This is a genomic window from Roseateles sp. P5_B10 (assembly GCF_056400485.1).
On the sequence record NZ_JBFULE010000208.1, the window covers coordinates 1 to 7528 of the forward strand.

Here is a 7528-nt window from a genome sequence, read left to right on the forward strand (position 1 = left end):
GCCCTGGCGGTCGCAGGGAATGTCCAGGCCGGCGCCCTGGTAGGTCAGCGGCTCGAAGTGCAGCAGATGGGTGAGCTCTGGCTCAGCCCGCAGGGTTTCGGCGATGGTCGCCTTGTGCGCGGACTGAGGAAGCGGCAGCGAAGCGGGTGCTGTTGGCGTAGTGAGCTGGACCTGGGTCATGGTGAACCTCCATCGGAATCAACAGGGGTTGATGAAACAACTTTGGTCTCAACGGGGTTTCAGATGTGTAGGCAGGCCGGGATGCCGAATGGCAAACGAAACGCGTCGCTTTGTAGGACGCCGCTGGCGCTTGGGCTCGTTTGCAAGATCTGCGGGTCGAGCGCCGGGCCGCTCCCAAGCCGGCCCGCTCTGGCGATGTGCTTGCGGCTCAACGCCGCAAGCATCGTCGTCCCCTCGGGGGACCGACCAGACTTGCCTGCGTTCAGCAGGGCATGCTGGGCGAGGGGCTCACATCAATCCCATTTCCACTGCCAGATGAGATCGAGCGCGTTGTCGTCCCCGCCCTGGGCCCGCAGCGTGAAGCGCTGGGCGATGCGATAGATGAGCTGCCAGGACCCTGTCGTTGCGTTCAGGCCGCGCTCATAGCCGACATACCAGCGCCGCGAGATCTGCTTGCCCAGGCGCACGATGGTGGCCTTGGTGTCATCGTCGCTCTGCGACAGCGAGAGCTCATCCAGGCCCAGGTTGCGCAGCACCTTGCCTGTCGGGCCTTCGCCTTCGCCGCTGAGCAGGGCCAGGGCGGCGCGCTGCAGCAGGGCCGTGTCGGTGCGGCCCAGGCCATCGGGGCCGYGGCCGAGCAGCAGCCAGGAGAGCTTGTCCGTGTCGCTCATCTCGGGCGAGGAGTACAGGCTCACGCGTGGCGCCAGCGCCGTGCCGCCCACGTAGACGCCGACGCGCACGTCGAGGTTGGGCCGCACGGCCAGCAGGTCCAGCGACGGGTTGTCGTAGGCGCCGGTGAAGCTGATGTCGCCGCGCTCGATGTCCAGCTTCTGGCCATAGGCCGCGTACTGGCCGCCATCGGCGTCGAGCTGGCCCGTGACGCGCAGCGGGCCGTTGTTCTGGCTGACCTGCAACTGGCCGCGCAGCGTCGTCGCCAGGCCCCGGCCGCGTACCTTGAAGTCGCGGCCGAAGTCCAGCGCGACGTTGACGACGCTGTTGCGCGCGGCCTTGGGTGCGGGCGGTGCGGTGGGCGCCGCGTCGCGCGGGCCGCGCAGCACGGTCACATCGTCGGCCAGCGCGGGCGCGTCGCCGCGGCTGAAGTCGAACAGGCCTTCGTCGGCGCGCAGCTTGCCTTCCAGCTTGAGCCCCTTGGCGTCGAGGTCCAGCGCCGCCTGGCCGCTGGCGACGAGGCGGCGGTCCACGCGCGACAGCACGCGCAGCTTGTCGGCCGTCATCTCGATGTGGGCCTTGGGCTGGGCACCCAACTCGGCCGTGCCGCTGGCGCGCAGCCAGCCATCGCCGCCGCGCGCCTCGAGCTTGGAGAGCTCGGCATGCTGGCCCTTCAAGTCGAGCGTGAAGCGGCCCTCGGTCACATCCACGCCGAACAGCAGATGGCGCAGCGCCAGGTTCTCGCCTTCGGCGCGGCCATTGAGGTCGGGGGCGCCCAGACGGCCGGAAAGCTGCACGGTGGCCGCCGCGCGGCCGCCCAGGCGCCAGCCGGCCGGCACCCAGCTGCCCCAGGTGGCGAGGTTGGCGATATTGGCCTGCAGCACGCCTTGCACGGGCGTCTGCGCGTCAGGCCAGAGCTTGGCTGGGCGCAGCGTCACCGCGCCGCCCAGGCTGCCAAGTTCGCTGCCGGCCACACCCTGCGCGAACTGCCACAGGCCGTCGCGCACATTCACCGCCAGGCGCAGGTCGGTCAGTCCCAGCGCACGCTGGCCAAACTCGTCGGTCACGCGCAGGTCGCCGCTCTGGCGTTCGATGAGCAGTTCGGCGGTGAGCCGATCATTCAGCAGCAGCGAGGCATGGCCCGTCACGCGCAGGTCGCCGCCCCAGCCGAAGTCGGGTTGCCAGCGCGCCATCAATGGCGCGGCGGCCACGTCCTCGAGCTGCAGTTCGGCGCGGGCCTCGGGCCGTTCGCCGCCGGTCCAGCTCAGGGCCTGCCAGCGCACGAAGGCGCCGCCCACCTCGGCGCGGCCGGGCTCGGCCTGCAGGCGTGGGCCGTCGCTGGCCCAGCGCAGGCCGATATCCTTGGCCGCCAGCAGTGACGGCGTGTTGGGGCGCAGCGGGCCGATGGCTATGCGCGCAACGCGGCCGCTCCAGGCCTGCCCATCCCAGCGGCCACGGGCCTGGAGCTGGGCGTTCAGCGTCAGGTCTTGCGAGTCGCGCGCCGATGCATCTCGAATGATCTTGCCGCTGACCTCGGCCTTCACATCGTGGGCGCTGCGCCGGCCTTGCAAGTCGAGCTTGKCGCTGGTCAGCTGGGCGAGCGGGTCGCGCAACTGGCTGATGTCCAGGTTCAGCGCGACCGGGCCATCGCCATCGGTGCCGGGCAGAGGCAATTCCCAGCGCGCCTTCAGGGCGGCGATGCTGGTGCCCAATGCCTTGGCGGAGGCCAGCGACAGCTTGCCGCTGCCGCCGACCTGCCAGCCTTTGATGCCGCGCACCAGTTGGAAGCTGCCATCACCCTCGCCCTGGCCGGCGATCGGCTGCTGGTCAAACAGCGCCAGCAGCGGGTTCAGCTCGGCCAGCGCGCCGGCCTTCAGTGCGGCAGTGCCGGTGATGGCTTCGGCCCGAGCCTGGCCGCTGGTCTGCACGCGGTTGTTGCCCAGGCGCCCATCGATGTCGAAGGCCGCCGGGTCGGCGGCGCGTTCGCGCTGCAGCTTGATCCGGCCTTCGAGGGGCAGGCCGGCGAACTGGCTGGGCAGCAAGCGGGCGTAGACGTTGCCACTGAGCGTGGCGAGGGTCTTGCCGCGCACGTCCACATCGGCCTCGGCACTGAGTCGTGTCGGGCCGGGCAGGCGAGCCCAGGCCGAACCGGGTGCGCCGCGCCACAGCAGATGCGGGTCGAACTGGCGTAGCTGAACCTTGAGTTGCGCGGCACCGGCGGTGTCGACGCGACCGCTGGCCTGCAGCGTGGCGTCGCCGCTGGCCAGTTGGGCGTCCTCGATCTGCCACTTCGTGCCCTCGCCCCGGGCTTTGGCCTTCACGCGCAGCGGGCGGTTCTGCACCGTGCCGGCGAGGTCAAGCTTGGCGCTCAAGGGGCCGGCCTTGCTGCCCGCGAGCGTGAGCGGCCCATCCAGGCGCGCCGGCGTGGCTCGCGCGTCCAGCGCTTCGGGGCGCAGGCCCTGTACGCGGGCGTCGAGCTGCCATCGGCCATCGGCCTCACGCGCTCCCTTGCCTTGCACTCGACCACCGCCGGGCAGTTCGGCGTCCAGCGCGGTCWGGCGCAGGCTGGTGGGCTGGTCAGGCCGGCCGGCGAGCGCGATGACCAGGCGGTTGACGGGCAGGGCGCCCTGGTCCCATCGGCCGGCAGCGGCGTTGTGCAGGTCGGCCTGCAGCGTGGCTTCGGCGTCGCGGGCCGGCGCCTTCAGCTGGGCGTCGCCGCTCAGGGCCGTGCGTGGCAGGCCAGGCATGAGGGCCGCCAGGTCGAGCTTGTCGGCCTTCAGTTGCAGCGCGTTGACGGGCCAGGGCGCAAAGGGCTGGATCTCGCCGTCGGCCTTCAGCGTCTGGTGGGCGGCTTCCAGTTCGGCTTTGGCCTTGAGCCTGGCCAATGGGCCGGTGACTGCAGCGACGGCTGACCACGGCAGGTCGGTCGCTTCGGCCTGCTGCACGCGCAGCGTCGCGTCGGTCTGCAGCGGCGCGGCACTCTCGATGCGGGCCTTGCCGGCCAGCGTCAGGTGTTGCCAGCGAGCAGCCTTGAGCTCGATGCGATGGGTGCCGCGGCGGGGCAGGTCCAGCTGGGCGTCCAGGCCGAGCAACGGTGCCTGATCGGGCGCCCAGCTCAGCTTGGCGATGCGCAGACTGGCGATCTGCACGCCCAGTGGCAGTGTGAGGTCCGGCGGAAGGACGATGGGCTTGTCGCTGGCCTGGCTGCGGATGACGACCTCGTCCACGGCCAGCTCGCGCGCCAGCAGCAGGCCGGCGCTGGGGCTGACGCCCAGGCCCTTCCAGCGCAGTCCGCGCAATTCGGCCGAGCCACCGGCCCAGGTGAGGATGAGGCGGCGCGCGCTGAACTCGCCCATCAGTGAGCCCTCGGGGGCCTCGATCTGCACACCGGGCAGATGGGCCAGCAGCCAGGCACCACCGGAAGGGCGCTGCAGCAGCCAGGCGATGAAGCCCGCGACCAGCAGCAGCACCAGCGCCAGCGCGATCAAGCCGGCGCGCAGGATGCGCAAGGATCGCCTCACAGCGTGATCCCCACACTAAAGTGCAGCCGCCATTTGCCCGTCTCCTGCGCACGCGCCAGGTCCACGCGCAGCGGGCCGACGGGGCTGCGCCAGCGCACGCCGGCGCCATAGCCGATGACGGCGCGGTAGTCCTGCCAGCGCGAGGCAGCATTGCCGGCATCGACGAAGACGGCGCCCCACAGGCTGGGGAAGCTCGGCATGATGGGATGCGCGATTTCCAGGCTGCCGGTGGCCAGCACGCGGCCGCCGACGGTCAGGCCGTTCTTCTGCGGGCCCAGGCTGCGGTAGGCATAGCCGCGCACCGACTCGTCGCCGCCGGCCAGGAAGAGCAGCTTCTCGGGCACGCCGACCTGCTCTTTCGAGACCACCTGGGCCACCTCGGCACGCGCCGATGCGAACCAGCCGCCGAAGGGCTTGTAGACGCCCAGCTTGAACTGCATGCGGCCGAAAGGCCCGCTGTCATCGCTGCCGCCGCCCTTGGCATAGCCGAAGCCGACCAGGGCCAGGGCCTGATGGCCGTCGGTGGGCAGCAGGGTGCTGTCCAGGCGGCGGCGTATCCACTGCTGGTTGATGGAAAGGGCCAGGTTGGTGTTGACCTCGCTGCCGGCGGTCTCGCGGGCACGCAGCAGCTCGACATAGCTCAGGCGCTCGTCGCGCGTCGACTCATAGAGGCGGCCCAGGCGCACGCCCAGGTTGGTGGCGATGGTGTCGCCGGTGCGGTCCTGCTCGTACTGCAGCGAGGCGAGGTTGCGTTTCAGGTCGGGTTGGGGGTGGGAGCTCAATTCCAGCTCGCCGCCGCGCAGGTCGCGGCTGAATTGCAGCTTGGTGCGGGCGCGCACGGGCAGATCGAAGGGGCGGCGGTGCAGATGCTCGACGCTGATGCTCTGGCCGGTGTTGCTGTGATAGCCCACCGCCACCGTGGCCTGTTGCAGGGCCGACTCGGTCAGCGTGACTTGCACGGGCGTGGTGCCGTCGGCGTTCGGGGCCTCGGGCAGCAGTTGCACGCGCACGGCGTCGAAGAGCTGGGTCTTGGCCAGGCGCTCCTGGAACTCGGCGAGCTTCTGCTCGGTGTAGTCATCACCGGTGTCGAAGCCGGCGAGGCGCTCGACGGCATTGCGGCTCTGGCGCTTGAGCCCTTCGATGCGCAGCGCACCGAGCTTCGCGCGGTTGCCGCTGGCCAGCACGAGGTGGAGCTCGGCGGTCTGCGTGTCGGGATCGACGCGGGCGGCCGTCTCGGCCCAGCGCGCCAGCGGATAGCCGCCATTGCGCGCGCGCAGCAGCAGATCGCTCTTGGCCGAGGCCCATTGCGACTGCGTGAAGGCGGCGCCGTTCTTCAGCGTCCAGGCGCTGCGCAGGACTTCCCGCAGGGCCTGGGCCTGCTCGTCGGCCAGGCCTTCGGTGAACTCGAGCTCGAGCTTGTCGACCCTTGCCACCGGCCCCGGCTTGACGGTGAGCAACAGCCGCGTCTCGTCTGCCGGGTCGCGGTCCACGTCGGCCTTGGCGTTGAAGTAGCCCTCGGTTTCCAGCAGCGTCTCGGCCTGCGCGGGCGCCGCAGCGGCCAGGCGGGCCAGCTCCACCCGGCTCAGCGCCGCCTCGCTGGCGCGGTAGCGGGCAAGGTCGAGGTTCTGGGCCAGCAGCGTGCGCAGGCGCGCGGCCTCGCGGCTTTCGCCGTCGATGCGGATGTCGACGCTGTAGACGGCGGGTGCGTCGGCGGGGATGTCCGGCGCCGGTGGGGCGGGTGCCTGCGGGGGAGCCTGCGTGGCACAGGCATTCAGCAGCACTGCGACGAGCAGTGCAAAGAGACGCTTCATTTGCTGAGCAGCCGCATCGCGCCTTCGAGTCCGGAAAGGGTCAGCGGGAACATGCGCTGCTGCATCAGCTGCTGGATCAGCGCGATGCTCTGCCGGTACTGCCAGACGCCTTGCGGCTCGGGGTTGATCCACGCGTACTTGGGGAAGGCGTGGGTGAGCCGCTGGATCCATTCGGCGCCGGGCTCGTCGTTGTTGTATTCGACGCTGCCGCCGGCCTGCAGGATCTCGTAGGGGCTCATGGTCGCGTCGCYGACGAAGATGAGCTTGTAGTCGCGGTTGTATTTGCGGATCAGGTCGAAGGTGTTGAGCTTCTCGGCGAAGCGCCGCCGGTTGTTCTTCCAGACGAAGTCGTAGACGCAGTTGTGGAAGTAATAGAACTCCAGGTGCTTGAACTCGGTCTTGGCGGCGCTGAAGAGTTCTTCCACGCGGCTCACGTGTTCGTCCATCGTGCCGCCGACGTCCATCAGCAACAGCACCTTGACCTTGTTGTGGCGCTCGGGCTGCATGCGGATGTCCAGCATGCCGGCGTTGGCGGCGGTGCCGTGGATGGTGCCGTCCAGGTCCAGCTCCAGCTCCGACCCCTCGCGCGCAAAGCGGCGCAGGCGGCGCAGGGCCACCTTGATGTTGCGGGTGCCGAGTTCCAGCGTGTCGTCGTAGTCGCGGTAGGCGCGCTGCTCCCAGACCTTGACGGCGCTCTTGTTGCCCCCAGAGCCGCCGATCCGGATGCCTTGCGGGTTGTAGCCGCTGTTGCCAAAGGGACTGGTGCCGCCGGTGCCGATCCAGCGGTTGCCGCCTTCATGGCGCTCCTTCTGCTCCTCGAAGCGCTTCTTGAGCGTCTCCATCAGCTCGTTCCAGCCCATCTTCTCGATGGCTGCCTTCTGCTCGGGCGAGAGTTCGATCTCAAGCTGTTTGCGCAACCACTCCAGCGGCACGTCGGCCGTGAAGTCGGTCAGCATCTCCACGCCCTTGAAGTAGGCAGCGAAGGCGCGGTCGAACTTGTCGAACTGGGTTTCGTCCTTGACCAGGGACGTGCGGGCCAGGTGATAGAAGTCGTCGATGCTGGCCGTGCCGCCGTTGTCGGGGCCGCCGATGACGCCGGCCTGCAGGGCTTCCAGCAGCGTCAGGTACTCGGGCACCGTCACCTTGAGCTTGGCGGCGCGCAGCGTGTAGAAGAACTGGATCAGCATGGGCGCCTGAATCGGGGTACTGCGTCGGGGGCTGCAGGGTCGAAAACGATTATGCAGTGTGCACCGTGCCCGAATTAGGGATGCCGCGACGTTGACTCAGGTCTTGCGGGCCGAGCGCCGGGCCGCTCCCTAGCCGGCCCGCGTAAGGCGATGTGCTTGC

4 protein-coding genes are annotated in these 7528 nt (G+C 69.7%); all 4 read right to left on the bottom strand.

The genetic code is table 11. The annotated features are described in order from the left end of the window. Positions 1–180 (bottom strand): hypothetical protein (locus tag AC1DU6_RS14425; RefSeq protein WP_477857885.1); only part of this gene is annotated, 180 nt, incomplete at its 3' end. A gap of 293 nt (positions 181–473) precedes the next feature. Beyond that, complete coding sequence (locus AC1DU6_RS14430; protein WP_477857887.1) at positions 474–4358, bottom strand: translocation/assembly module TamB domain-containing protein; 3885 nt, start codon at positions 4356–4358, stop codon at positions 474–476. Between the two features lie 8 nt (positions 4359–4366). After that, complete coding sequence (locus AC1DU6_RS14435; RefSeq protein WP_477857889.1) at positions 4367–6181, bottom strand: autotransporter assembly complex protein TamA; 1815 nt, start codon at positions 6179–6181, stop codon at positions 4367–4369. Then, positions 6178–7368 (bottom strand): vWA domain-containing protein, encoded by a 1191-nt coding sequence (locus AC1DU6_RS14440; RefSeq protein ID WP_477857891.1) that lies wholly within the window; start codon positions 7366–7368, stop codon positions 6178–6180. The genes AC1DU6_RS14435 and AC1DU6_RS14440 overlap by 4 nt, the downstream gene beginning before the upstream one ends. Positions 7369–7528 lie beyond the last annotated feature (160 nt).

Coding starts and splice junctions, on each gene's coding strand:
- AC1DU6_RS14435 (WP_477857889.1), bottom strand. CDS start 6,181: ATGAAGCGTCTCTTTGCACTGCTCGTCGCAGTGCTGCTGAATGCCTGT.